Raw genomic sequence first — 26,289 nt, 5'->3', positions numbered from 1 at the left:
ACGAATTTTGAGCACTGTGAATTATAACGCCCGGCCCCCGGATGAGCAGGACCCAGGTCAAATCTCGTGGCATGTGTGGACGAATGTCGATTATTCGTCACGCACCGCGTGGTGGGCCACCGTGGCCTTCTGCAGCGTCCTGCGCTAAGGTACGCGTCCAGTTGAATCGCTCAAGGGCAATACGGAGAACAGGCATGGGGTGGATCGGGCCGCTATGGATCGGGCTGGCGGTGGGCGTGGCGGCGCGTTGGCTGCATCCCGCAGGCAAACGCCTGGGGTGGGCGGCTGCGCTGGTGACGGGTGCGATTGGCGCGTTGTTTGGTTACTACAGCGGCCAGTTTGCCCACCTCTATGCCGACGGGCAGATCATGGCCTGGACGGCCGCCGTAGTGGGCGCCCTGCTGCTGCCCGCAGCGTGGGGCCTATTGCGCCGCTAGGTGGCGAGTGGACTGCGGCGTTCTGGCGCGGTTCAGCCCGCTCCCACGCCGGCAGTGCGCGCATCGCGCGCGGCCAGGTAGCCGGCCATCAACGTTTCCAGCCGCTTGAAGTCCACCGGTTTGGTCAGGTGATCCGTAAAGCCCGCGTCGCGGCACCGGGCGATGTCTTCTTCCATGCCGTAGCCCGTAATTGCAATCGATGGTGCGGCTTGCCGCTCGGCAAAAACGCGCACCACATCCAGGCCGCTGCCGTCCGGCAGGCCAATATCGCTGATCAGCAGATCAAACGTGCCAGATTCAGCAGCCTGCATGGCCGTGCGCGCGCCGTTGGCCACGGCGACGCTGTGGCCGAGAATCTCCAGCATCTGCGACATGGCTTCGGCCGTATCGGCGTTGTCTTCCACCAGCAGCACATGCAAGCCGCGCGTCGGCTGGGCACGTGGCAAGGGCGGCGAGGGCGGTGTCTCGGGCTGCACCCTCTCGGTCGCCAGGGGCAGCGTAAGCGTGAACGTGGCGCCCTCGTGGCGCCCGGCGCTCTCGGCAATCAATGAGCCCTCGTGCTTCTGCACCAGCGCGTAGGCAATCGCCAGGCCCAGGCCCAGCCCGCCAAAGCGCTGGGTGATCGATGCATCAGCCTGTTCGAACGCCGAGAAGATACGCGGCAGTGCGTCGAGCTCGATGCCGATGCCATTGTCCTTCACGGCCACGGCCACGGTGGAGGGCGATGGGTTCCAGACGCGCACCTCAATGGCGCCGCCTTCGGGTGTGAACTTGACGGCGTTGCGCACCAGGTTCCAGATCACCTGCTGGATGCGCGCACCGTCGGCATACAGCCGGCTGCGGCCCGCCTCGAAGCGCGTCTTGAGCGACAGCCGCTTGGCCTGCATGTCGTTGCGCGACATCTCCAGCGTGCTCTCCAGCAGCGGATACAGATCGACCAGCGCAAAGCTCACCGCCAGCTTGCCGCGTGCAATGCCGGTGATGTCGAGCAGGTCGTCGATCAGGCGCGCTTCCAGCTCGGCATTGCGGCGCACGACTTCGAGTTGCGCGACCACATACGCCGGCAAATCCTGGCGCAGTTCCAGCAGATGCACGGCGGTCAGGATGGGCGTGAGCGGCGTGCGCAACTCGTGCGAGAGCACGGCCAGGAAGTGGTCCTTGGCGTGGTTGGCCGTCTCGGCTTCTTCCTTTGCACGGCGCAGGGCGTCGGCAGCGATGCGCTCTTCGGTGGAGTCGCGGATGATCTTGGAGAAGCCGACCAGTTGCCCCGTCTCGTTGTGGATGGCGGTGACCACGCTTGATGCGTAGAACGGCGTGCCGTCCTTGCGCAGCATCCAGCGGTCGTCGGTGAGGCTGCCTTCGCGGCGCACGCGTTCGAGCTTGCGCTGGAATTCCCCCGCCTCGCGCGCGGCCTGCGGATACAGAATCTCGGCCGACTTGCCCAGGATGTCTTCGCGCGCATACCCGAGAATGCTGCGCGATGCCGCATTCCAGGTGCGCACGATGCCCTGCGGGTCGAGCGAGAGCACGGCGTGCTCCTTGAGCGCGTTGATCAGCAGGCGGAAGTGCGTTTCCGCCTCGCGCAGGGCGGCTTCGGCGGCGATGCGCTGGCGGCGCTCGGCCGCTTCGGCCAGCGCGCGCAACAGCACCACGGGCAAGCGCTGCAGGCGCTGTTTGATGACGTAATCGGTGGCGCCGCGCTTGAGCATGTCCACCGCGTGCTCCTCGCCCAGCGCACCCGATACGAAGATGAACGGCGTTTGCGGCGCCATGCGGCGCGCAATATCGAGCGCCTCCGCCCCCGTGAACTGCGGCAGCATGTAGTCGGCCAGGATGGCGTCGAAGGTCCGTTCGCTGAGCTGGGCGATGAAGTCGGTCTCGTTGTCGACCAGCGTGGTGTCGGCCTGCAGGTTGGCGGTTTCCAGCCGCGCGCGCGTCAGTTCTGCGTCGAGCGGATTGTCTTCGACCAGCAGCAGTTGCAGATTGGGCATGGCGGCGAATGCTCCGGATTGGCGGCTAGCTCGCCGGCAGCAACGTGCGGCGTGCCCGGGTGGAGCCGGGCGGCGGTTCGTTGAGCACCGCCCAGAATACGCCGAGGTCGGCAATCGCATCGACAAACGCGCGGAACTCGACCGGCTTGACCACATAGGCATTGACGCCCAGTTCGTAGCTGCGCAGGAGGTCGGTTTCTTCGCGCGACGAGGTGAGCATGACCACCGGCAGGCTCTTGAGCGCCGGCGTTGCGCGAATCTCGGCCAGCACTTCCAGCCCGTCGACCTTTGGCAGCTTCAAGTCGAGCAGCACCACGGCCGGGTTGCCCGGTACGCGTTGCGCGTACAGGTTGCGTGCGTGCAGGTAATCCAGCGCTTCGGCGCCGTCGCGGGTGACGACCACATCGTTGGCAAGCTGGCTGCGCTCCAGCGCCAGCAGGGTCAGCTCGAGGTCGTTTGGGTTGTCTTCGACGAGCAGGATGGGTTTGAGCATGGTGACAATGAACGTGGAAAGAACGATCAGGCATCGCGAGTCATGGGTGTGCGGAGGCCTGCCTCCGATGCCGCCTGCGGGTCGGGCGCGCGCGGCAGCGCGAAGTAGAACGTCGCGCCGCGGTCAAGTTCGCCCTCGGCCCAGGTGCGGCCGCCATGGCGGTCGATGATGCGCCGTACATTGGCCAGACCAATGCCGGTGCCCTCGAACTCATCCATGCGATGCAGCCGCTGGAACACGCCGAACAGCTTGGCCACGTATTCCATCGAGAAGCCCACGCCGTTGTCGGCAATGCGCACGATGGTTTCGGCGTCGGTCTGTTCGGCGTCGATATGGATCCGTGCCGGATCACGGTCACGCGTGTATTTGATGGCGTTGGAGAGCAGGTTGCGCATCGCCAGTTGCAGGAATGCCGGGTCGGCGCGCACCACGGGCAATGCGGCGATGTTCCATTCGATATGGCGGCGCCCCTGGTCGATCGTCAGGTCGCGCACCACGCCGCGCACGAGCTGCGTGAGGTCGACATCGGTCAGGTGAAGTGCGCCGCGTCCCATTTGCGAGAAGGTGAGCAGGTCGTCGACCAGCTTGCCCGCAAAGCGCGACGACTCCGAGATCGTCTGCAGAAAATGGCGCCCACGCGCCGAGACATGCTGGCCTTCCATCTCGTCGAGCAGTTCGGCATAACCGGCGATATGGCGCAGCGGCGCGCGCAAGTCATGTGAAACGGAATACGAAAACGCTTCCAGTTCGTGATTGGCGCGGCGCAGCTCGCTCGTCAATTCCGCGGCCTCTTCAGCGCGGCGCAGCACGATGTTCAGGACGGCGTAGCGGAACTCCGCGGCGGTTTCCACTTCGCTCGTGCGCCAGGGGCGCGAGGTGTGGGCGATGTGTTCTTGCCAATGGCGCGTGTGGCCGAGCATGTGCCCCGTCTCGTGGTCGGTGGCCATGTCTGGCACGTTGCCTGCCCAGCGTACGGTGTGCGGGGTTTCAGGGCGAAACCACAGCACATAGTGACGATGCAGTTGGGACACCTGCACGGCCAGCACGCCGCTGGCTTGAGGTAGCAGCGCGGCGCCGTCCGGATAGGTGGCGGCCAGGCGGTCGGTGTGGAAGACCTCGCCGGGGTGCTCGTTGGCCAGCCATTCGGTCAGGCGCAGGATGCCATCTTCGTCAGGCGCGGCACCGATGCGCACGCACTCTCCCTGGCGCACGATGGCGGCGCCGCTGGCCGAGGCAAAGCGCAGCAGGTCGGCGGGATGTTCGATCAGGCCATCCTGGAAATGGTCACGATCGGCCATGGCCGCCAGCAGACGCACCAGGATGCGCCGCAGTTCCAGCCGGTGGGCGATCTCGGCGCGGTCTTCCTTCGCTTCGACCTGCAGCGACAGAATCTGCGCCAGGTGTTCGCATGCCGTGCGCACTTCAAACGACAGCGAACAGGGCGTCGCATGGTGGCAGGCGATCAGGCCCCAGAGATTGCCCCGCACCGTAAGTGCCAGCGTAAGCGAGGCTTTGGCGCCCATGCGGCGCATGGCTTCGCGCTGCCCTTCGGACGCGGCGCGCAGGGCCGCGTACGTCAGATCAGTCGTGCGCCCCGTGGACGGATGCAGAGGCGGCACCAGACCCACCGGCGTATCGTCCACGTCTGCCACCAGGCGCAAGGGGTTGTGGTTATACAGGCTTTGCAGTTCGGGCGTCATGCCCGCGCCGGACAGGTGCGTGCCGACCAGCGTCTCATAGGCCGCGTCGCGCGCCTCTGCGAGTGCCAGCAAGGAACCATCGCGGTCAATGCGGTAGATCGTGACGCGGCCAAAGCCGGTCAGGCGGCGGACTTCGCGCGCGGCCAAGTCCGTCAGCGCATCGACCGTGCTGGCCGCTTGCAGGCTGGCGACGAACGTGCGCACCAGGGGATACATCGATGCAAACGCGCCGTCGGCCGCACGCGCGGCAGGTTCCAGCTCCAGGATCAGCGTGCGCTTGTGCCGGTGCGTCACCGCGTCGAGCGCGTGGCCGTGTGGCGTCTGCAGCGTGCCGATATACAGAGGATGGCCGTCGATGCTGTGTGTGCCCAGGGCGCGCTCCAGCACTTCGCGGCCGGCGGTGCCGATCACACGGTCGACGGGTGCGTGCAGGGCAGTGGCCAGTGGCGTACCCAGGGCCGCCTCCAGGTTTTCGCTCGCCTGATGGATGCGTAAATCCGGTTCGGACAGGCACAACAACACTCCGCGCGACTGGATGGCGGCGTTGCTGCCAATACCGATGGCGTCGTCGATGTCGTCCACTACGGACAAGGGCGGAGGCGATTGCGAACTCATGGCGTCGGGCGAGTGCGCCGCCCCGATGGCCTTGGCTGAATGCCTGGCGGGGCGGCGGGCTGCCCCGGGCGGAAGCGGCCTGCCGGGGGTTCAGCGTATTTGCCTGGTTCCTACGCAAGCGACGTGCCCGACACGCGAAAACGGCATGGCGATGCGCCCCGTCGAGCACCAAAGCTGCGTTATCGGCCCTTCCTGCATGTAAAAAAGTGATCCTGGATCGCCACAACGTTACAAGGCTGGCCGGTACCCGGGATGCCCTGTTGCCCAGGCTTGCATTTTCGCGTCGCCCATGAAAAAGCCCCGCAGCGATTGCGGGGCTTTTTCGTTGCGCTTGTGCCGGTCAGACGTTGAACAGGAAGTGCAGCACATCGCCGTCCTTGACGATGTATTCCTTGCCTTCGGCGCGCATCTTGCCGGCTTCCTTGGCACCTTGTTCGCCCTTGAACTGGATGAAATCGTCGTACGAAATCGTCTGAGCGCGGATGAAGCCGCGTTCGAAGTCGGTGTGGATGGCCGCAGCAGCGCGCGGGGCCGTGTCGCCGATGTGGATCGTCCAGGCGCGCACTTCCTTTACGCCGGCGGTGAAGTAGGTCTGCAGGCCGAGCAGCTTGAAGGCCGCGCGGATCACGCGGTTCAGGCCTGGCTCCTCCATGCCGATGTCGGCGAGGAATTCGGCCTTGTCGGCGTCATCCAGATCGGCGATTTCGGCTTCGATGGCGGCGCATACGGCAACCACCGGCGAATTCGTCTGCGCGGCGTAGTTGCGCACGGCGTCCAGGTGCGAGTTGTTCTCGAAGCCGTCTTCGCGCACGTTGGCAACGTACATGGTCGGCTTGGCGGTAATCAGGCACAGCGGCTTGATGGTTGCCCACTCGTCGTCGGTCAGGTTCAGGCCACGCACCGGCTTGGCTTCGTCCAGCACCTTCTGGGCTTTCTCCAGCACGGCGACCAGCTTGGCGGCTTCCTTGTCGTTGCCCGACTTGGCGGCCTTGGTGTAGCGCTGCAACGCCTTTTCGACCGTACCCAGGTCGGCGAGGGCGAGTTCGGTATTGATGACTTCGATGTCGGCGATCGGGTCGACCTTGCCGGCGACGTGGATCACGTTTTCATCTTCGAAACAGCGCACCACGTGCGTGATGGCATCCGTCTCGCGGATATTGGCCAAGAACTGGTTGCCCAGGCCTTCACCCTTGGAGGCGCCCGCCACCAGGCCCGCAATGTCGACGAACTCGACCACCGCCGGCAGCACCCGCTCGGGCTTGACGATGTCGGCCAGCGCTTGCAGGCGGGCGTCCGGTACTTCCACCACGCCTACGTTGGGCTCGATCGTGCAGAACGGGTAGTTCTCGGCAGCGATGCCGGCTTTGGTCAGGGCATTGAACAGGGTCGACTTGCCGACGTTCGGCAGACCGACGATGCCGCATTGGAGGCTCATTTAAAACCTTTGTAAATCAATGGTTTGCGACTGTCATGTGTACTGCTTGGTGCCCGGTGAACGCCGGTCAGCGACAGTCGATGGTGAATTCGGAAAAGTGACGAACAAGCACGGATCGGGGCATTGGCTCAACGATTTTGTGCGAGTTTTGTACACGAAAAATGGGGATTGTAACTCTATCGGACGCCTTGATTCGTAAGGGTTTGGGGAAGGCTGGAACCGTCTGGCGGGATCGGACTTTGTGCGGCCTTTGTCTAAGAATCGGTGCACGTACCAGCACGTTTGTTGTTGCGACCAGCGTCGGCGGACGGCAAGTGCGGGTTACTCTGGGGCGATGGCCGCTGATCACGGCGGACGAAGCCCGCGAATTGGCGCTGCCAATCCTTCGGCAGTGCCGGTCCGGTGAATACACCGTTTCCCCTGTCAGGGTTCGGCTGCCAACGCTGCGGGAAGCACTTGGGGAGTACGCACAGGCCAAGAAGGTGAAGCCGTCCAGCCTTGCCCGATACGAATCAGTACTGAGAATGCACTTCGCAGATTGGTTCGACAGGCCGGTATCTGCGATGAAGGATTCGGCCTTCGGGGATCACTGCCACCGATTCGCTCAGACCAAAGGGGCCGCACTGGTCGATTTGGGGCGAGGAATCATTGGATCTATCCTTCGGTTCCTCAATGCCGTGCACGGCGTGGAAGTGGCAAATCCCTTTGTCCGGTTAGGTGCTGCCGGACTGATGCCGGATAGACCGCAGCCCCGAGCAAGAAAACTGAATGAAAGCGGGCTTCCGGTGTGGAGCCGTGCAGTGGATTCTCTACCGGAGACGCAACGAGACTACCTGCGGCTGCTGCTTCTCACCGGGCTTCGCAAAAATGAAGGAAGTGGCATCCGACGACGGGATGTTGATCTGGTGGCAGGTGTGCTGCTGATACCGGAGACGAAAGGCAGGAAGCCCCATACATTGCCCATAACCGAGCATATGCGGGAGATTCTTGGTCGCCGTTGCAATGGACTGGACCCGGACCAACGGTTGTTCGATGGGCTTTCGGCAGACCACGTGACGGAGATGGCGCAGCGGGTTGGGGCACCGGACTTCACGCTGCATGACTTGAGAAAGCTGATTGCCAGCGTGGGCGCAAGGATGGGGATCGGAGATGCGCAATTACGTAGGATTCTTGGTCATGCTCCAAAGAGGGGAGATGTCCTGCACAGACACTATGTCGAACTGAGCGCATTGGACGTAGCCGAACCGCTAACCGGCATCCAGAGGGCGATCACGGACCTTGTTGGCGGCGGATTGGCGCACGACCATTGATTGGGACCAATGGTAGCTACGGCTGTCGTTGCTACCACCGATCACCGGTTTGATCTGCGAGATGCGCCGGTTCACATCCTCGTCATTGGAGGTATCCCATGACACGTCCCGGTAGGAAAAGGAGAAGCGACGAGCTTCTATATCGTTCGGGCGAAATCAAGCGGCTCCATGCCAGCTTGAGTGTTCGCGCAGACAAACCTCGGTCATTGCCGCCAGAACGGAAGACCATGCTCACCGTAGACATCGAAGGTGAGTTCACGGAACCGGTAGCGGGAACTTCGCAGTTTTCCATCATGGCCTACGTCGATGCGAACCCCGTCATCGGGCAGACGGAGGTGCCAGCGATTGGTGCGTTCACTGCCATCAAACCGGTGCTACGGGGCGGTATCGACCTATCCCCGAGTGAATTCCAGTCTTTGCTGACGATGGCGGCTGCCGGAATGCTGCGATCTTGCTACTTGGTGTTCACCAAGCCTCGTTACCGGTCGGCTTTGATCGTCACCGCCGACTTCAATTCGAAGGCGGTGGACGAACTCGATGAATAATCGGTGCCCGTAGGTATGCGCCCTGATATTCGCAGGTGGGTAGTAGGCCGGAAGGCATAATGTCATCCTCGCGGCCTCCAAGCCCAAACTCCTTGCGACAAAGCGTATATGACCGCTCTCGAACAGCTTCTCGACACCTTCCGTACCGCAGCAGTCACCGAACGCGAGAAAGGGACCTATTTCGAAGAGTTGATCGTCTGCTACCTGCGCAACGAAGCCACTTACCGCGACCTGTACAGCGACGTGTGGACCTATGCGGAATGGGCGGACTTGCAGGGTCTGGACAAGCGGGACGCCGGTATCGATCTTGTGGCGAAGACACAGGGCACTGGCGAATACCATGCCATCCAATGCAAGCTGTACGCACCGGACTATAAGGTCCAAAAGAGCGACATCGACAGCTTCTTCACGGCATCGGGCAAGAAACCGTTCACTCGCCGGATCATCGTCGCCACGACGAATCATTGGAGTGACCACGCCGAAAACGCCCTCTATGACCAGCAGCCACCGGTCAGCAAGATCGACCTGACCGCCCTTGAAGAGAGTCAGATCGATTGGTCGCAGTACCAGCCGAAGGCGGCCACGCCGGTAATCAAGGCAAAGAAGCAGTTGCGGGATCACCAGAAGAACGCCTTGAACGCCGTTGTTCACGGTCTAGCGAACGCCGACCGGGGCAAGATGATCATGGCCTGCGGGACCGGGAAGACGTTCACCAGCCTGAAGATTGCCGAAGCCTTGGCCGGTGCAGGCAAGCGGGTTCTGTTCCTTGTTCCAAGCCTGTCCCTGTTGTCGCAGACCCTGACCGAGTGGACGCAAGAAAGCGAGGTGCCACTTCACAGCTTCGCCGTCTGTTCGGACAGCGACGTGGGCAAGAAGCGCAAGAAAGAGGACGACATGGTTCAGACCTTCGTCCACGAACTGCGTTACCCGGCCACCACGGATTCGTCCCGGCTGGCGGCGGAGATGGCGAAGCGGCATGACGTATCGCACATGAGCGTTGTCTTCAGTACTTATCACTCCATCGACGTGATCAGTCGCGCCCAGAAGGAATTTGGGCTGGCCGATTTCGACCTGATCGTCTGCGACGAGGCACATCGCACGACCGGGGTTTCATATGGTGGTGACGATGATGAAAGTCATTTCGTCAAGGTACACGACGGAGACTTCATCCGGTCCACCAAGCGGCTTTACATGACCGCTACCCCACGCATCTACAGTGACGCCGCCGAGATTCAGGCTGAACGTGACAATGCACGGCTGTACGGCATGAACAATGAAGAATGGTACGGCAAGGAACTGTTCGTCATCACATTCTCCGAAGCCGTCAGACGCGGGCTGTTGGTCGATTACAAGGTAATCGTGCTGGCCGTCGAGGAAACCCACGTCAATAGCCGTTTGCAAGCGTTGTGGAAGGATGAGAACAACCAGTTGAAGGTGGACGACGCTGCGAAGATCGTCGGCTGCTGGAAGGCGCTATCGAAGCAAGGGCTGACCGAAGACTTGATCGGTGATGGCGACCCGATGAAGCGTGCCGTGGCTTTCTGTCAGGTCATCGAGGTTTCGAAGGGTGCGAAGACGCACAAGGTCAGTTCGAAACAGATCGCCGGGATGTTCCAATCGGTCGTTGAAGCGTATCAGGACAGCGAGGAAACGGAAGAGTTCGAACAGGTGGCGCGACTTCACTGCGAAGCGGAACACGTAGACGGCGGGATGAACGCCAGCGAGAAGGAAGCGAAGCTGGCTTGGCTGAAAGCCGAGACGCCGGAGAACACCTGCCGCATCCTCAGTAACGTTCGCTGTTTGTCCGAAGGTGTTGACGTTCCGGCGCTGGATGCCGTGCTGTTCCTGACACCGCGTAACTCGCAGGTGGACGTGGTGCAGTCCGTGGGGCGCGTCATGCGGAACGCACCGGGCAAGAAACGGGGGTATGTGGTGTTACCGGTGGTGATCCCGGCAGGCGTTGAACCACATGCAGCCTTGAACGATAACAAGACCTATGCCGTCGTCTGGCAAGTCTTGCAGGCATTGCGGTCGCATGATGATCGGTTCGATGCGATGGTGAATAAGCTAGACCTGATCGGCAAAGACACCAGCAAGATGGAAGTTATCGCCGTCACGGACAAAATCCAGAAGAAGCAGGGAAAGAAGATCAGCGGCGACAAGGCCAAGGATGCCGCGAAGGGCGGATTCACCATCGGTGAACCTGCCAAGCGACGCACGCCGCAGGAAAATCTTGAACTGCAATTCGAGATCGGTGAGATCGAGAAGGCCATCTATGCCAAGCTGGTGCAGAAGGTCGGCAACCGGCACCATTGGGAAGATTGGGCCAACGACATCGCGAAGATCGCCCGGACCCACATCGACCGCATCTCAATCATCGTTGAAGACCCGGCTAACACCAAGGAACGAGCAGCGTTCGAAGCGTTCGCCGAAGAACTGCGTGACGACCTGAACGGCAGCATCACGGACGGCGAGATTATCGAGATGTTGGCGCAACATCTCATCACGAAGCCAGTGTTCGATGCCCTGTTCGAAGACTACAGCTTCGCGAGGCACAACCCGATGTCGCTGGCGATGCAGGGCGTGTTGGACGTGCTGCAAGAACACCGATTGGACAAGGAAGCCGACACGCTGGAACGGTTCTATGAGAGCGTGAAGCTGCGTGCGGAAGGCATCGACAATGCAGCGGGCAAGCAGAAAATTGTTGTGGAGTTGTACGACAAATTCTTCCGCAATGCCTTCCCGAAGATGACCGAACGGTTAGGTATCGTCTATACGCCGGTCGAAGTGGTGGACTTCATCATCCACAGCGTTGCCCATATCCTGCAAGCAGAGTTCGGCCAGACTCTAGGCAGCAAGGGCGTGCATATCATCGACCCTTTTGTGGGCACTGGCACGTTCATCACGCGTCTGCTGCAAAGTGGGCTGATCAAGCCAGAGGAACTGCCGCACAAATACAAGCATGAGCTTCACGCTAACGAAATTGTGTTGTTGGCATACTACATTGCCGCGATCAATATCGAGGCTGTGTACCACGGAATCGTGGGCGGCGAATACCTGCCCTTCCAAGGCATCTGTTTGGCGGACACCTTCCAGATGTACGAAAAGGAAGACATGGTGGACGCATTGTTAGCGCAAAACAGTGCTCGTCGCAAGCGCCAGAAGAAGCTCGATATTCGCGTGATCATCGGCAATCCACCGTATTCTACGGGCCAAGCAAACGCGAATGACAATAATCAGAACGTCGAATATCCGCATTTGGACAGTCGCATTCGCTCGACCTATGCTGCCAAGTCAAGCATCACGATGGTGAGGTCGCTTTACGACAGCTATATTCGTGCAATTCGATGGGCATCCGACCGCTTGGGCAACAGTGGCGTGATTGCTTTCGTAACCAATGCAGGTTATCTAGATGCCAACTCCGCCGACGGCTTGCGCAGGACGTTGGTAGACGAGTTTTCCAGCATCTATATCTTTCACTTGCGCGGCAATGCTCGTACTTCTGGTGAAATGCGCCGGAAAGAGAAGGACAACGTGTTTGGTATGGGCAGTCGTGCCCCAGTTGCTATCGCAGTGCTTGTCAAGAATCCTGATGCGGCGAAACATGGAGAGATATATTTCCATGACATCGGCGACTACCTGAACCGCCAAGAAAAGTTGGAAAGAATCAGCGGCTTCGCCAGCGTCGGCGGGATCACTGAGGCTGGGGGCTGGCAAACGGTCACTCCCGATCAACATGGGGACTGGCTGAATCAGCGGGACAATAGCTTTGGCGACTTCATTGCGATAGGCGACAAAAAAAGCCGTGTGCCGAAACTGTTCGAGAATTACTCACAGGGCGTCAAAACGAACCGGGACGCTTGGGTTTTCAACTACTCCAAAACCGCGCTTTCTGACACTATTCGTCGAATGGTGAATTTCTACAATGACGAGGTGGCACGGTATCACGCAGCCCGTGATACCGGTGATCGACCTGATCTTGACAAGTTCCTTGCCTTCGATAGAACCAAAATCGCTTGGGCGGACGATTTCAAGCGTTACTTACAGAAAGGTCGCTTACTTGACAGCGACACGTCCCATTTGGTTCGCGGCTTGTATCGTCCGTTCGCGAGGCAGTGGCTATTCAGTAGCAAGTATCTGCTGTGGAGTCGTTACCAGATGCCACGCATTTTCCCTGATGCGACATCAGAGAATAGAGTCATTATGATCAAAGGGAACTGGACTGGAAGCAGCCAGATAGCATTGATGACTGATGTGCTTCCATCGGACCCATCAGATGGCGGCGCTCAGTGCTTCCCACTCTATCTTTACCATGAGAACGACGATGACGATTCAACTGAAGCCTCACAGTCCGGTCTATTCGACCCGCCAAGTATCAAAATTAACGGGAACCGACGCCATGCATTGACGGACGAGGGTTTGACGCATTTTCAAGCTGCCTATCCCGGTGAGGAGTTCAGCAAGGAAGATGTGTTCTACTACGTCTACGGCCTGCTGCACTCACCTGACTATCTTGAGCGCTATGCCGACAATCTCAGCAAGGAACTGCCGCGCATTCCTTGTGTGAAGACTGCTGCCGACTTCTGGGCTTTCTCGAAGGCTGGTCGCAAGCTGGCGGACCTGCACGTCAACTACGAGACGGTCGAGAAGTACCCGTTGCAGATCGAAGGCGGCGGACTACTTCTGACCGATGCCGACTACCGTGTCGAGAAGATGCGGTATGGCAAGAACGGCAAGGACAAAGACCTGACCACGTTGATCTACAACGACAAGATCATACTGACCGGCATCCCGCTGGAAGCCTACGACTACGTGGTCAACGGCAAACCGGCGCTGGATTGGGTCGTGGAACGCCAGTGCGTCAAGACCGATAAGGACAGCGGCATCGTCAACGATGCCAACGATTGGGCTGTGGAGACTATGGGCAACCCACGTTACCCGCTGGAACTGTTCCAGCGGGTGGTGACGGTCAGTCTGGAAACTATGAAGATCGTCCGGTCGTTGCCACGTCTCGATATTCAGCAGCCGGGACCGACTGTCGGACAGTTGCTGGAAGCGAAGGATGAACCGGACGCGCTGACTGCGTGACCGGACACTATGGTCAGCGTCTATCACTGTCGATGCTGACCATTGGTCAGTGGTCCCTGATGGTGCCAGCGACACTTAAACTGCTGTGCCGCACACTGTCGCGCCGCACCGTTGGTAGTAGACCGGACCGAACCAGTGTTCGCCGTGGTCCCGCAATGGTGCGTGCAGTACCAATTGGATGCCAGACCTGTCGCCTGACACTGGTCCAATGGTGTTGGGGTACCAATTGCGCGATTGGTGACACCAATCATCCCGCGCAGTTGGCCGCATTGGTGCCCAGATGGTGGCGGTCACTGTCGCCGGTGAGGTCTGACAGTGGACCTCACGGTTGGCACTGCCACAGTGGTACACCCATATGGTCCGGGACAGTGGTGTCCGACTGTCCGCTAGGACTGATTCGATCAATGGGGTCCGGCATCCATCTGAAACCACGTCCTTCACGTAGAATTAACCACCGGGTTCGACGCAAGATCGGAGATGCAACTGCTAAAAGACATCGTCACGCGATTGAGCGACAAGGACGGCTCGCTGACGGACGCCCTTTTGAAAACTAAGGTGTTGATGCATCGCATCGGGCATAAGGAGCTTGCCGGATGGGTGAACGACGAACTGAACGGGTACGCGGCGGATAAGCCTGTGCCGGATTACCGCACCATTCCAACACGGCTTCATGGCAACGTGGCCAACTTGGCGTGGCGGTACAACAAGACGCAGTTGCCAACCCTGCATCTACCGAAAGACGTGCGAGAAAGGTTTTGCGTTGAGAAGCTGCGTCAGTCCATTCAGGTATTGGAGCAACTATCGAGGTCCGATTGTTCTCTGAGCAGGCCCATTGCTCCCGAATGGTATCCCATGCTCGCCAAGGGCGCGATTGAATCCAGTTTCCACATCGACAGTGCGTGGGTGCAGTTCGAACCTACACAGATTGTCAACGCGTTGATTGAGGTTCGCTCCCGATTACTGGATTTCGCTCTCAACCTACAAGGCGAGCTAGGCGACGTCCCGGAGGACAATATGAAAGAAGCGGCGCAGGGCATTGATGCTGCCGGGATGTTCGCATCGGCGGTGTTCGGCGACAACGTGACAGTCGTGATTGGGAACAGTAACGAAACCACGACTACGAACTCCGTGACCAAGGGCGACTTCGCAGCATTGGCGAAGGCCTTCAAGTCCACGGGCGTTAGCGACGCTGACATAGCGGAATTGCAGACCTCAGTGAGTGATGATGACCCGAAGGCTGTAGCTGAGGCAAAGCAGTTCGGCCCGAAGGTGAAGGTTTGGATGGCGAAGATGTCAGAGAAGGCAATCAGCGGCGCGTGGACCATTGGGATCGCCGCTGGTGGGAAGCTACTGGCCGATGCCCTTGGTGGCTATTACGGTATCAAGTGACCGACTGGCCGGAAGGGCACAAGCCGGAATTCACTTCTACACCTCTTCACAGTTTCTTTCTTGTGACTGACTGGCGCTGGAAGCGCACCACAGAATAGGCGTCGCGTCAAGAATGTCATTGACAAAACTGCCTCAGTCGTGAGATAATGTGCGCTACATTGAAATTGTTCGCGCCTTTGGCTGAACACTACTGAGTGGCTTCTGCCACAACGCTTCGACCGTTCTGGTCAAGCGTCTATATGAATTCCCCTTAGCAGTACCGGCTGTTCTTGGGCTTGGTGCGTCTTCGCATTGCGCATGGCATTCGTGCGTCTGCGGCGACCATCCGCCCCCAAGAACTCAATCAAAACCTGAGGCTTCCTTGCCGTCTGGTCGCGTTCGTGCGCCATACGGTGTGTCCGTTCGCACCTGTTCGGTCGATCTGGTGAGGAAACTCCGCCCCGTGGGGCAATCCGTACAACACAAATGTTTATTTACAACTCGAACACAGCTTTTTCTCAATTGCATTGCAGCGCGCCGATCATGATGGCGACGTTCTCCCGAGGTGCTGAATGATGTCGGCACTTCCGCTCGAATTGAAGCCTGAAGTCGTGCCGGTCAATTTCGACGGCATTCCCGCCAGTCTCAGGAATCATCCCCATTGGGTTCTGTGGCGTTTCGAACAAACAGAGAATGGCAAGTGGACGAAGCCGCCATACCAAGTCAGTGGTCGGTACGCCAAGCCCGATGATCCGGCAACGTGGGCGACCTTCGATGAGGTGCGTGCCGCCTATCAAGCTGGCGACTTCGATGGTATCGGTATCAATCTTCGCGATGATCTGGTCGGTGTTGACCTTGACCATGTTCTCGACGCATCCGGCGAACTCGAACCACTGGCAGCCGAGATCGTTGGGCGGTTCCACGGGACATACATGGAAAAGTCGCCGAGTGGTGATGGCCTCCACATTCTTACCTATGGCACGTTTGGCCGATTCGGCAAGGGCACTGAGCACAAAAACTTTGAATGTTACGGTGAAGATAGCAAACGCTATTTCACGGTTACGGGCTATGAACTGAGCGACGGGGCCGACATCACTGACCAGCCAAAAGCCCTCGACTGGCTGTATCGAGCGCATTTCAATAAATCCACGGCGGCGGATGCGAACGTGGCGCAGAAGACCGACAGCGGCGCTGCGAACGTGGCCCAGAAGACCGACAGTGGTGTTGCGAAAATTCTGGATGATGCCGTCATTTTGGCAGACGCGGTGAAAGCCGGTAGCGGTGAACGGTTCCGTAAGCTGTTCGATGACGGCGATTATTCCGATTACCCAAGTCAGTCTGAAGCGGACTTGGCGCTGGCGAACATGCTGGCGCGCTTCACTCTGGACAGTGGGCAGTTGGATCGTCTGTTTCAGGTGTCCGCGCTATTCCGACCTGAGAAGTGGAACAAGCCACATTCCGGTGATGGCAAGACCTATGGGCAGATGACTATCGAGAAGGCCCTGTCCGGTCAGAACGCAGGAACGGGTATCCAGACCGCAGGCAAAACTTCGACAGATAGTCCGCACAACTATGAATTTGTCCGTGCTTCCGACTTCATGGGCGAAACGACCAAGACCGAGTGGTTGATCGATGGCGTCTTGGAACAGAACACGACGTGCATGCTGTTCGGCGCATCCGGCAGCGGAAAAAGCTTCGTCGCGATGGATTGGGCTTGTTGCGTGGCGACCGGCACCGATTGGCACGACCAAGAAGTGGAATCTGCTCCGGTCTTCTACATTGTCGGTGAAGGACTCAACGGATTCCGCCGAAGATTGAAGGTCTGGGAGAAGATCAACGGCGTCTCTTTGGAAGGTAAGCCCTTCCACCTGTTAAAGCATCCTGTTCCACTCTCTGACCGTGACAGTGCCCGCGATCTTTCGAACGCAATCGCTGGGCTGGTCTCGAATGAAAAGCCGTGCATGATCATCATCGACACGCTGGCCCGCAACTTCGGCGATGGGGATGAGAACAGCAACTCCGAAGTGAATCGCCTGATGAGCAACATCGATACGCATCTGCGTATCCCGTTCAATGCGTCAGTCGTGCTGGTTCATCACTCCGGGAACAACGAGAAAGATCGGGCACGCGGTGCGTCGGCCTTGAAGGCAGCAATGGACCATGAATATCGCGTGGATCGACGCAGTAGCGGTGATCGTGTTCTGCAATGTACCAAGATGAAGGATGGCCCCGAGGACTTCGAATTCCACTTTCAGATCGAGAACGTGTTCTTAGGCGGTGATGAAAGTGCCGGTGCCGGCGCCTTGATTCCTCTTGATGAGCAGACGAACAAGAATGGCACAGGCGAGAAGCTAAGAAAGCCAGTGAAGACTTGCCTTCAGGTGCTTATGGACATTACCGATCCCTTTGGTGTTCCACCAAGCCCTGAATTGGTGAAGGCCGAAGGCATGTTCGCTCCGGCCCTTGTGGTTCACGAAGATAAATGGATGCCAGCGGCCATCGATGCAGGTATCAGTAAGGGCGTGCCGGCTTCACAGAAAAAAGCATTTGACCGCGCAGTTGACCAACTGGTGAGGGCGAACCTAGTCGGCAAACACGGCGATTACTACTGGGCCAAAAGATAGGACTTCGCGGACAAGCGGACAAACAAGGAATACCAGTTTGTCCACAAGGACGAAACCAGTGACCTATTCCGGACAGACAGAGACACACCCCTATAGGGGTGTCCTGTTGTCCAAAGGTCGGGATCAAGAAAGAGACCGGACAGTAACTATTTTTTTCTTTTTTGTGGCTATTTGGCGAAGAGAGAGTACGCCGCGTCCGTCCGGTCCGCAGGTGGCAGGTCATGTGTTCGCGAAGGGGCGACCGCAGATCGCTACAACCAGTGACCAACTGGTCCCGAATGGGTATGCCTTTGGCGAACCGGACCACGGGTGGTTCGATATATGACTGGCTTGGTCCCAAAGGGAACTGGTGTCAACGAACCAACGCAAGAAGAACTGCCGGAATGCGGTCAGGGCGTGCAAGCATTTTCTGGGTCGATGATTGTGGTGGTCAGCCGCCATTCATCGAGGGTTCCGGTTGTGGCTTTCCCTGTGGGCGCCAATGATGCCGTCGGCCAGCTTGTGTGCCAGAACGAGCGAGAGAATGTTCGCGTGGGGCACATGACCAACCGGCTATCGATATACACCGTAATATGCCGGACCTCCGGATTGGGACCAGTACATACCAAGAACAAGTGAAACCTAACATGCCGAACCTGAACATTTCGTCCGAAGCAGCAGACACACTCTTCAACGCTTTCAATATTGCGCTGATAGTCGGCGCGATCATCGTCGCAGCAGCCACGATGGGTGCGATCTGGACCGGTAAGATCAGAGATCACTACTCCGACCTGCGTATCAGTAACAACGAAACGGAAACCGCACAGGCACGTTCTGATGCCGCGCATGCGAACCAAGCGGCAGCCGTCGCGAACAAGGCCGCTGCTGATGCCTCCCTACACGCGGCAGAAGTGGAAAAGCAGAATATTGAACTGCGCCGGAAATTTGCGAATCGGCGCATTACGGCTGAACAGCATCGGGCGTTGGTCGCGATCTTGTCCAAGCGCCCTAGCAGTTTCAACATAGAGGCGATGAGTGATTCCGAGTCTGGACTGTACGCCGCTGACATCCTGAAGACGTTCACGGATGCGGGTTGGGTTGTGGATAAGAAGGAGTTCCCTATGGGGGTCATATGGACCGGCCTGAACGTTTTTCTAAGCGGTGATCCGGCAACCGCCGAAATTGCGAAGGCTTTGCGCGATGCGGGCATTCCGTTCAGCATCGGGAACCAACACAGAGACAAAGCAACGATTATGGTGGGCGGGAAGCCTCCGGTGTTCTGAGATGTGACTTCGGCAAACAAACGGTTCAACGTGTCCGAAACCGTCCACTGTCGGACACCAAGTGCATGCATGTCCAAAATATAGCTTGCAGGTATTTCGGACAGGTAGTACTATTCGTACTCCCATTTCGGACATATGAGGTGCCGATGTCACGACTGTTTGCGTATTGCCGTGTGTCCACCTCGGACCAGACCACCGAGAACCAAGTCAAAGAAATCGAAGCGGCAGGGTTCGCTGTTGCCAAGCAGCGGATCATTTCCGAAACGGTGTCCGGTTCGGTGGCTGCATTGGAACGCAAGGGGTTCTCCAAGCTGCTGGACAAGCTGGAAGACTCTGACGTTTTGATCGTCACCAAGTTGGATCGCCTTGGGCGCAATGCCATCGATGTGCGATCCACGGTCGAACGTCTGGATGCGGCTGGCGTTCGCGTCCACTGCTTGGCCCTTGGTGGGGTGGACCTGACCAGTGCGGCTGGCAAGATGACGATGGGCGTGATCAACGCCGTCGCCGAATTCGAACGCGACCTGCTTATCGAACGTACTCAGGCCGGTCTTCGTCGTGCGAAGGCTGAAGGCAAGGCGTTTGGTCGGCCATCAGCATTGTCTGAAGAACAGCGTACTGCGGTCTTGGAACGGCTGGGTGCCGGGGTGCCGGTTGCCCAGATTGCCCGTGACATGAAGACCAGCCGTCAAACGATCATGCGGGTTCGGGAAGCCGTGACCGCGCAATCTGCGGCTACCTCATAAGCCCGCTTCGGCCATCAATTCGGTCAAAGTCATCCCAAGGGCGTTCGCCAGTCTCTTCAACGTCAGCGTGGCGGCGTTGTTGGTACCGCGTTCCACACGTCCCACATAGCTGCGGTCCACATCGGCAAGCAGCGCCAAAGTTTCCTGCGACATGTCTTTCGCTTCGCGCAGACGGCGAATCGCGTCTCCAAGTGCGATTAATGACGGGTCCTTGCGTTGATCGGTGCGAATTGGCATGCCCGCATCGTGTGCGGTATGATGCCGCGCTGACGACGGACCATGGTCCCCATAAAAGGAGAGCCGACCGAAGCTAACCAAGGTGGGGATGGCCGGGGTAATCAGAAACTTGTGGGGAGGGGTATATGAAGAAATGTCCGTTTTGTTCGGAAGACATTCAGGACGCAGCGATCCGCTGCAAGCACTGTGGCGCAGACATTGCAGCCGCCGAAGCCGCAGCAGCAGAAGCCGAGTTCTCGGATGGGCTTGGTTGGGGCATTGGTATCTTCTTCGGCGTCGTAGGTGCCGCCGTCCTTGGCTATGTGGCCTATCGGGTGTTCGGCAGTGGACAAGCACGTGCGGCTGTTTTCATCGGCGGGTCCGCAGTGGCGTACCTGATCATCGCACCGCTGGCATCTCGTCTTGGCGATTTGTTCCGGCAGTATGCGAAGCCGGATGTCATCATTGCTCGGAATGCCTCGGATTTGGCATCAGAGAAGCTGTTCTGGGAACTTGGACCTCAGTGCATTGCGCCTTTGGCGGCATTGGTTATTCTCGTGCTTGCGCTGTCCAACATGATGCCGTTGCAGCAAGTCTTGCACGCGACGTTTAGTTCGACCCCGGCGACGACTACGCAGGCTGCGCAGACATCAGATGAACCTGCCAGTCCCACCGCTGCACCGGTCGATGCTGACAATCGCGCAGCACAAGTGGCAGCGCAGCAGCAAGCCATTGCTGTGCCAAATTCTGGACAGCAGGCCGTTGCATCGACGGAGCAGGAAGCTGCGGCGCCGGTTTCAACTGCACCAGCATCGCCAGCAGCACCGGCACCTGAGGTCAAGGAAGTGCAGACCGCTGCCACCGCCGCACCTGTAGCCCCGGAGAAGGCCGTGATCGAGGCCAGCTTTGACTGTAGTAAGGCGGCGTCAAAGATCGAACATCTGATTTGCTCATCGCCCGATACTGCATCTGCGGATGTGCGGCTTGCGAAGGCTTGGGCGGCTGCCAAGGCGAAATCCACGAATGTGAATGCCCTGAAGGCGCAGCAGATTGAATGGATGAAGCAAGAACGGAACGCCTGCTCCGACGCAGCATGCTTGTTGAAGGTGACAGAGGATCGAATCCAGAAGCTGTCGTCGTTGTAACCGCCGACCGCACGACCAACAATCAAGGATGCCCATCGGCATCCTTTTTTTGTCACCACTTGCCATCCAAACCGGAGAGCCTATTGACCAAAATTTTTGCTGAATCCGACATCACCATCGACACCCTTGTCGCCCACATCCGCGACAGTGGCTTGGTTCCCCACGAAGTGCAGCCTGACGGCATCTGGATACGGTCGCCAAAGGGGTTGGGATTCCGCATCTCCATCATTGAAGACAGAAAATTCATACGGGTCAGCACCTTTTTGCCGCTGAACCGACTGGCACCCATCGACCGGAAGCATGGACTGACACGGCGCCTAAATGAGAACGTGTTCTTGCCGACCTTTACCATCGATCAAGACGGCGACCTGACCATCATGTACGTTCTGCCATATGAGCATGGGTTGATCGCCGGAAACTTCGTGGCACTGATCAACCGGTTCGGTTCGATGCTGGAATATGTTGTCCAGTCCAATAATCAAGATGGACTGATTGATTTCGGTGCGCCGGGCGCTGTGCTGGCCACGACTGAAGGTGAGAGCGGTACAACTGGCAGTAAATTGCTGCATTGACTCGTCGATGTGGTGATAGGAGCCGCCTAATCGGGGGTCGTTTTATAGAAACTAAAGAAGTTCGCAGTTTCCTCGGTTCCTCCCCTCCGACGGAGGGGGCGCTTGTCGCCGTGAATCGCTGTTGCTCTTCCGGTGATAGGATTCGCGACGCGAGTCAGACAAACATGGGTGTCAGATCAACGCCCGATTTTTTTGTCCAAGCCGGAGAACGCTTTGCCACGCCGAAAGTATAGGGTTGGCCTGTATCAGGCTTCCCTTCAACAAGATGCACCTCAAGATATTCAGAACGACCTCTTCGGTCGGTTTGGTGCGAACCCGCCGGTTGTACATCAATACGGCGACGTGAGCTATCACCTAGTGGTTGATCTGATAGGGCACGGCATATACCGAGGGGAACTGAAACGGTACGCGGACGACGATTTGCCGCATGCAGGCATACCAAACGGCCCGGAGCGAGAGTTGGAAATGCAGGCCCATGAAATGACCATCGAGAGAAATCATTTCATCTACTATCAGAATCGCAGGGTCATCGTTTGGCAAGAGAACCGTCGTGGCGGACCTGTAAGCGCGCTTGCGCGGTACCTGAGTAGTTCACTGAACAGCACAATTGCTTTTTACCCGGTCCTAACCCAGCAGGCGACGCTTGATCTGTTGCTGCAAAATCATCGGCCCAAAGCACTTGAATTTACCGTGGCGCGTCCCCTCAATCCTCAGTTGTACCAGAACGCCGGTGATACAGGTCGCGTCATGGGTCTTTTGGCGGGGATCGGCGGTTTGACTGGGTCCTTTCGGATCAGCGCAAACGGTAGGGGGCTACGCGGTCACCTTCTCGACGCGGTCCGTGCGCTCAACCTTGGCCGGGAACTGGTGGCGTCGGGGCACGCTTCGAAAGTTCGGCTTGAGGTCGAAAACGTTGATCATCCAATCGATCTCATGGCAGATCGGCTCAAGAGCGAAGTGACCGTAAACACGCAAGGGCGGTATCCCGTACCGCAAGAGTTATACGCAGCACTATCTGGTGTCAAAGACGACTTTGAAGGCCAACTAGTCGGGATTTTTGGACAATGATCATTGGCATCGGTGCATGGATCGCTGGCTCGGCACTTGTCTGGATATGCTTGGCGCGCTGGCCGATAGCGGATGAGGCACTGCTTCACGGCCTTGCGAACGGCTATGCATCGACTGCCGGAACAATGCTAGGTTTTGTTCTGGCGATGATCACCGTCTTAATTTCAATGTCGGACCGGAGACTAATCCGCAACATGGCCCGCACGGGCCACTTTGTACGGTTACTGGGCAAGCTCTACGGGTGCGCCATCTATTTTGGCCTCGCGCTAATCATTGCCTTTCCGCTGATGGTCATGAAGTGCGATCTTCTGCGCATGGGTATTGCATTGACTTCGGGGCTGCTGGTTTCTGCCGCTATGCAACTGATAATGGTGGGCTTCCGGCTCTGGGGCGTGCTCAAACTGATCAGTGGGTCGTTCACCGGGCCGCTCGAATAGCAACGTCCATCGTGTTCTACCTCAGCCGCCTTCCGAGCGGATACTACCGCCGATTCAAGGCGGTTTTTGTATTATTGGCCCGCTGATAACCGATCATGCATGCGGCTGGATGACGTTCAAAACGGGTTTCGGGGGATGCTGTGACAAGGATGTGGATGATCCGGGCCGATGGTGGCCGTCTGTACGGCGATTTTCGCCAGAAGGGCATCGCTGGTATCGGGTGGACCCAGCTTGCGCACCATGCCAAGCCCGGCATGACGAAGAAGGAACTGGCCGATCTGCATCTATCCATTGCGCCGGAAACGAAAGAAAAGATGGCGGTTTCAGTGGCGTCGCAGGTATGGCGCTTCATGAATGAGATTAAGGTCGATGACTTGGTTGTCACGTACTCGCCAGCCAACCGCACCTACCTTATCGGAAAGGTGACTGGTGCATGCGAAAGCCGGGCTGATCTGACGGACGCGGGCATGCCATTGGCGCGAACGGTTGTGTGGCAGGACAGGGAGGTCAACCGCAATGATTTGACTGATGCTGCCAAGACCAGTCTCGGATCAATGCTGGCGGTGTTTGTGGTGCCCACGTTCGCAGCGCACGAACTGCTTGGCACAGCCGCTGATCAGCCGGTTCAGCACACCCCGGAAGCATCCGAGGACCCAGCGGAGATTGATCCACCGTCACAGGTGGAATGGTCCCTTGATGCGCTTCAGCAACTGGAATGGAAACGATTCGAGATGCTGTGCGTCTGGTACTACGAAGCGATGGGTTTTACCGTCGAAACGGTGCCGCAAGGGGCCGATGGCGGTGTCGATGCAACCCTGTACATGAAGGGGAAGCCTGATCCCATCGCACTGGTCCAGTGCAAGGCATGGACAGCGCCAGTCAAGGTGGCGCCGGTCCGGGCGCTTGGCGGCGTCATGCATACCAAGAGGGTCAAGCGGGGTATTTTCTGGTCACTGACAGGTTTCATCGGCCAACCGGTGCAGGACTATGCCAAAGAAGCTGGTATCCAGTTGCTGGATGGTGCGGGCATTGTTGAACGCATCCGTGCTTTGGATGCCGGGAAGCGCGATGAATTGCTGACACGGGCGTTCGAAGGTGATTACCAGACGCCGACCTGTGCGGCTTGCGGGATCAAGATGGTGGTCCGCCAAGGTGATGGCGGGTCGTTCTGGGGGTGCCACAACTACCCGAAGGGGTGTCGGGTCAAGATTGCACGTGCGGCGTGATGATTGGTACGCAATCCGCAAAGTCCATGTGCAATTGGCGGACGGTGCGCATGTTTCCTTGGGGATCGTCAGTGAGAATGGCGGTCAACTGCGCGGCAATGCAGACAAGTGCGTTGGAGTTCCGCATTGCGTCAATTGCCAACTGCACAGGAAAGCCGGTGAGCGTTCTTGCCAGTGGGTGAATTCCACCATGTGTGTAGCTACTCAGGGCTTTCCACGACACATCTTTAAATTGACGAAGTTGGCCAACAATGTGTGCCGGAGCTTCACTGGCATCCAGTTGCTTCAGCATTTCCGCCAATATCGGCCCTTCGTTCGCCCTGCGCGCACTTTCGACGGTCAGGGGTTCACTGAGCTTGTCCACCCAATTGCCCGTGGCGGCGTGAAGTAGCCAAATGCCACGAACGAGGGATTCGTACTGAGGGCGCAGCAGGGATAGCGCGGAAGTACCTAGACCGTTGCCAATTAGCATCAGTGCACCCCGTGCGTGGTCCAGTGACAGCAGCCCGGCCTGAAATGAGACGACGCAGCGTTTTTCTGGGAAGGGCGCAAGACGGTTCACATGGTCAGCTACGGCTTCATGGAACTGTGTCGTCCGGTTGAGCGCGGTAGATAGCTGTGCCTCAGTCATCGGCTGGACTTGTTCGTGATAGCTCCAATTGGCATTGGATGTTGCGGCAAAGTATCATCGAACTCCACTCATCTGAGTGGAAGGTACGTCACGATTTTTGTGCGAGTTTTGTCACGGAATTCCGCCGTGAGCCTCTAAGTCCTTGATTCCAAAGCTAACGTTGACCAGATGGTTACAACGGGTAGTTCTCGGCAGCGATGCCGGCTTTGGTCAGGGCATTGAACAGGGTCGACTTGCCGACGTTCGGCAGACCGACGATGCCGCATTGGAGGCTCATGGTGAAAAAGGCTCTAAATCAAGGGGTTGCGTGACGCGGGGGAGGCGGCAGCACAGTGGAATCCGGGCTGTGCGCGTCGTTCACGGAAAGGCGTGATTGTAACCGCTCCGGCTCGGGTCTAGCCCCGGGATGCGGCTTCGGCGGGCTTGCGTTGCGTGCGGCTGGCCAGCACCAGCGCAATGCCGCCGAGGATGGCGGCGGATGCGGCAGCCAAGCGCGGGGTCAGCGGCTCCGCCAGGAACAGCACCGCCCCGAACGCCGCAATGGGCGGCACCGACAGTTGCACCGCCGCTGCACGGATCGCCGACAGCCCTTTGAGCGCGGCGTACCAGATCACATAGCCGATGCCCGAAGTGAGCGCGCCGGAGGCAAGCGCGAGCAGGATACCGGCCGGGCTCGCGTGTGCGCGGTCATACAGCAACATGCTCAGCGCGAGAGCCATGGGCGCGGCGCGCAGGAAGTTGCCGGCAGTGGCAGCCAGCGGATTGTCGAGCCCGCGACCGCGCAGCGAATACACGCCCCAGGCGATGCCCGCCACCGTCATCAACGCGGCACCCAGTGGCGTCGGGGCTGTCACGCCGGGCGATACGAGATAGACGAGCCCACCCGCCGCCAGCGCAAAACCCGCCCAACCCAGGGCCTCAAACCGTTCGCCGGCACGCAGGCCGGCCGCCAGCATGGTGAGCTGCACCGCGCCAAACAGAATCAGCGCGCCGGTGCCTGCGCTCAGCGTCAGATACGCAAACGAGAAGAAGACGACATAGACGAAGAGCATCGTCGCGGCGGCCCAATCAACACGGGCTAGCGGTGCCCGCCCCGCGCCTGCCCGCCTCGCGCCTGCCCGCGCAAGGACGGCCAGCACGACGGCGCCCGACACGAGCCGGATGCTGGAAAAGCTCGCCGCATCGATGGCCGCGTGTTGAAGCGCCAGCCGGCACAGCAGCGAGTTCGACGCAAACGCCACCATGGTGATGCTGGTGAGCAGCACTGTGCGCAGGCCGGGGTGCCCGACATTCGTCTGGTCCATGTGAGTTCTCATGTGGTGGGCAATCGGCCTCCGCGCGATGGCCAGCCAGTGGCGCGATGTCCTCATTCTAGAGTGC

At 58.8% G+C, this 26,289-nt stretch carries 20 protein-coding genes and 1 pseudogene; 13 read left to right on the top strand and 8 right to left on the bottom strand.

From position 1 onward, the window contains the following. Nucleotides 1–194: 194 nt before the first annotated feature. Complete coding sequence (locus ACTJK4_RS22290; protein ID WP_232041130.1) at nucleotides 195–437, top strand: GlsB/YeaQ/YmgE family stress response membrane protein; 243 nt, start codon at nucleotides 195–197, stop codon at nucleotides 435–437. A gap of 32 nt (nucleotides 438–469) precedes the next feature. On the opposite strand, the gene ACTJK4_RS22285 is transcribed toward ACTJK4_RS22290, so the two are convergent. From ACTJK4_RS22285 to ychF, 4 genes are all read right to left on the bottom strand, one after another. Continuing rightward, the gene (locus tag ACTJK4_RS22285; protein ID WP_316881451.1) at nucleotides 470–2,428 is read right to left on the bottom strand and encodes a hybrid sensor histidine kinase/response regulator; all 1,959 of its coding nucleotides are present in this window, start codon (nucleotides 2,426–2,428) and stop codon (nucleotides 470–472) included. A gap of 25 nt (nucleotides 2,429–2,453) precedes the next feature. Beyond that, nucleotides 2,454–2,921, bottom strand: coding sequence for a response regulator (locus ACTJK4_RS22280; RefSeq protein WP_024972795.1), 468 nt, complete (start codon nucleotides 2,919–2,921; stop codon nucleotides 2,454–2,456). Between the two features lie 26 nt (nucleotides 2,922–2,947). Beyond that, nucleotides 2,948–5,236 (bottom strand): ATP-binding protein, encoded by a 2,289-nt coding sequence (locus tag ACTJK4_RS22275; protein WP_440818987.1) that lies wholly within the window; start codon nucleotides 5,234–5,236, stop codon nucleotides 2,948–2,950. Between the two features lie 340 nt (nucleotides 5,237–5,576). Further along, on the bottom strand, nucleotides 5,577–6,671 hold the full coding sequence (ychF, locus tag ACTJK4_RS22270; protein WP_440818986.1) for a redox-regulated ATPase YchF: 1,095 nt from the start codon (nucleotides 6,669–6,671) through the stop codon (nucleotides 5,577–5,579). Between the two features lie 524 nt (nucleotides 6,672–7,195). Here ychF and ACTJK4_RS22265 point away from each other — a divergent pair. From ACTJK4_RS22265 to ACTJK4_RS22235, 7 genes are all read left to right on the top strand, one after another. Continuing rightward, entirely contained in the window at nucleotides 7,196–7,981 is a 786-nt protein-coding gene (locus ACTJK4_RS22265) for a tyrosine-type recombinase/integrase (protein WP_440818984.1), read from the top strand. Nucleotides 7,982–8,079: 98 nt separating this feature from the next. Then, nucleotides 8,080–8,526 carry a hypothetical protein gene (locus ACTJK4_RS22260; RefSeq protein WP_440818982.1) on the top strand — a complete coding sequence of 149 codons (447 nt, stop codon included), beginning with the start codon at nucleotides 8,080–8,082 and terminating at the stop codon, nucleotides 8,524–8,526. 108 nt (nucleotides 8,527–8,634) lie between these two features. Continuing rightward, nucleotides 8,635–13,614: a DEAD/DEAH box helicase gene (locus ACTJK4_RS22255; protein ID WP_440818980.1), complete on the top strand. Its 4,980-nt coding sequence runs from the start codon at nucleotides 8,635–8,637 to the stop codon at nucleotides 13,612–13,614. A 477-nt stretch (nucleotides 13,615–14,091) separates the two neighbouring features. Beyond that, a complete protein-coding gene (locus tag ACTJK4_RS22250; RefSeq protein ID WP_440818979.1) occupies nucleotides 14,092–15,003 on the top strand; it encodes an AbiTii domain-containing protein in 912 nt (303 codons plus the stop codon). 551 nt (nucleotides 15,004–15,554) lie between these two features. After that, complete coding sequence (locus ACTJK4_RS22245) at nucleotides 15,555–17,606, top strand: phage NrS-1 polymerase family protein (RefSeq protein WP_440818977.1); 2,052 nt, start codon at nucleotides 15,555–15,557, stop codon at nucleotides 17,604–17,606. A gap of 626 nt (nucleotides 17,607–18,232) precedes the next feature. Further along, nucleotides 18,233–18,868 (top strand): hypothetical protein, encoded by a 636-nt coding sequence (locus ACTJK4_RS22240; protein ID WP_440818975.1) that lies wholly within the window; start codon nucleotides 18,233–18,235, stop codon nucleotides 18,866–18,868. 146 nt (nucleotides 18,869–19,014) lie between these two features. Then, nucleotides 19,015–19,614, top strand: coding sequence for a recombinase family protein (locus ACTJK4_RS22235; protein WP_440818973.1), 600 nt, complete (start codon nucleotides 19,015–19,017; stop codon nucleotides 19,612–19,614). Here ACTJK4_RS22235 and ACTJK4_RS22230 read toward each other — a convergent pair. Continuing rightward, entirely contained in the window at nucleotides 19,609–19,851 is a 243-nt protein-coding gene (locus ACTJK4_RS22230; protein WP_440818971.1) for a helix-turn-helix domain-containing protein, read from the bottom strand. The two genes, ACTJK4_RS22235 and ACTJK4_RS22230, sit on opposite strands and share 6 nt — an antisense overlap. Before the next feature lie 125 nt (nucleotides 19,852–19,976). Here ACTJK4_RS22230 and ACTJK4_RS22225 point away from each other — a divergent pair, with 125 nt between their 5' ends. The 5 genes from ACTJK4_RS22225 to ACTJK4_RS22205 all read left to right on the top strand — a co-directional run bounded on the left by ACTJK4_RS22225 (nucleotide 19,977) and on the right by ACTJK4_RS22205 (nucleotide 24,278). Further along, complete coding sequence (locus ACTJK4_RS22225) at nucleotides 19,977–20,975, top strand: lysozyme inhibitor LprI family protein (RefSeq protein WP_440818969.1); 999 nt, start codon at nucleotides 19,977–19,979, stop codon at nucleotides 20,973–20,975. Continuing rightward, on the top strand, nucleotides 20,885–21,547 hold the full coding sequence (locus tag ACTJK4_RS22220) for a YbjN domain-containing protein (protein ID WP_440818967.1): 663 nt from the start codon (nucleotides 20,885–20,887) through the stop codon (nucleotides 21,545–21,547). The genes ACTJK4_RS22225 and ACTJK4_RS22220 overlap by 91 nt, the downstream gene beginning before the upstream one ends. A 168-nt stretch (nucleotides 21,548–21,715) precedes the next feature. Next, nucleotides 21,716–22,615 carry a hypothetical protein gene (locus ACTJK4_RS22215; protein ID WP_440818965.1) on the top strand — a complete coding sequence of 300 codons (900 nt, stop codon included), beginning with the start codon at nucleotides 21,716–21,718 and terminating at the stop codon, nucleotides 22,613–22,615. Continuing rightward, entirely contained in the window at nucleotides 22,612–23,052 is a 441-nt protein-coding gene (locus tag ACTJK4_RS22210) for a hypothetical protein (protein ID WP_440818963.1), read from the top strand. The genes ACTJK4_RS22215 and ACTJK4_RS22210 overlap by 4 nt, the downstream gene beginning before the upstream one ends. Nucleotides 23,053–23,207: 155 nt before the next feature. Beyond that, complete coding sequence (locus ACTJK4_RS22205) at nucleotides 23,208–24,278, top strand: restriction endonuclease (RefSeq protein WP_440818961.1); 1,071 nt, start codon at nucleotides 23,208–23,210, stop codon at nucleotides 24,276–24,278. Here ACTJK4_RS22205 and ACTJK4_RS22200 read toward each other — a convergent pair. The 3 genes and pseudogenes from ACTJK4_RS22200 to ACTJK4_RS22190 form a co-directional block, all read right to left on the bottom strand. After that, on the bottom strand, nucleotides 24,256–24,909 hold the full coding sequence (locus ACTJK4_RS22200; protein ID WP_440818959.1) for a DUF6988 family protein: 654 nt from the start codon (nucleotides 24,907–24,909) through the stop codon (nucleotides 24,256–24,258). The genes ACTJK4_RS22205 and ACTJK4_RS22200 overlap by 23 nt on opposite strands. Before the next feature lie 178 nt (nucleotides 24,910–25,087). Continuing rightward, nucleotides 25,088–25,186, bottom strand: a pseudogene (locus ACTJK4_RS22195) (GTPase); the annotation flags it as partial. Between the two features lie 118 nt (nucleotides 25,187–25,304). After that, nucleotides 25,305–26,213, bottom strand: a complete 909-nt coding sequence (locus ACTJK4_RS22190) for a DMT family transporter (protein ID WP_440818957.1) — start codon at nucleotides 26,211–26,213, stop codon at nucleotides 25,305–25,307. Between the last annotated feature and the right edge of the window lie 76 nt (nucleotides 26,214–26,289).

The sequence above is a fragment of the Ralstonia sp. 22111 genome (genome assembly GCF_052045895.1).
GTDB classification, from domain to species: Bacteria; Pseudomonadota; Gammaproteobacteria; order Burkholderiales; family Burkholderiaceae; genus Ralstonia; species Ralstonia wenshanensis.
This window is presented reverse-complemented; position numbering and strand designations above follow the sequence as displayed.